Below are 493 nucleotides of genomic sequence, written 5' to 3'. Positions count from 1 at the left end.
CACCCTCTACATAAAGAATTTATGATTCCGGTTTATGCTCTGATGGCTTTGTTTCCAGCAACTCGGTGGATAGGGATAGGCTTGCTAATCCATATGGGCCTGGATGCCCAGGATTGTTGGCGGCAAGGTTTTTATGGGGCTATTCATTAGCGAAGGATGAAACCCTCTGCATACGTAGGGCTGAAACTAACGGCATGTCCGTTCTGCGCCCCGAGACGGGCCGCCTACATAACTTTGGGTAGGCGGAGTCTCTGAGTTAGATAAGCGTGTTGCGAAGCTTTAAACTTCGAACTCACTTCCTGTCTTCTTTTCAATAAGCTTGTTCTGAAGCTTAACGTAGCGCGGCATACCGTTCTCATCGTAAGGCGGGTAGTCTTCGCCTTGAACAAGTGGAGTTAGGTATTCACGACACTCAGCAGTAATTCCGAAACCATCATCTGAAATATAGTGAATAGGCATTTTCTTTTCTTGGTTAGCAACCTGGCTAAGCGGT

General features: G+C 47.1%; 1 protein-coding gene and 1 pseudogene. One reads left to right on the top strand and one right to left on the bottom strand.

The annotated features are described in order from the left end of the window. A partial coding sequence (locus tag A3756_RS29145; protein ID WP_368664560.1) for a DUF6122 family protein occupies positions 1–150 on the top strand: 150 nt, incomplete at its 5' end. A gap of 129 nt (positions 151–279) precedes the next feature. Here A3756_RS29145 and A3756_RS01870 read toward each other — a convergent pair. Then, positions 280–493: pseudogene (locus A3756_RS01870) on the bottom strand (diphosphate--fructose-6-phosphate 1-phosphotransferase); the annotation flags it as partial.

This window comes from Oleiphilus sp. HI0086 (genome assembly GCF_001635225.1).
The sequence above is the reverse complement of the archived record's forward strand: the minus strand, read 5'-3'. Positions and strand labels throughout refer to the sequence as shown.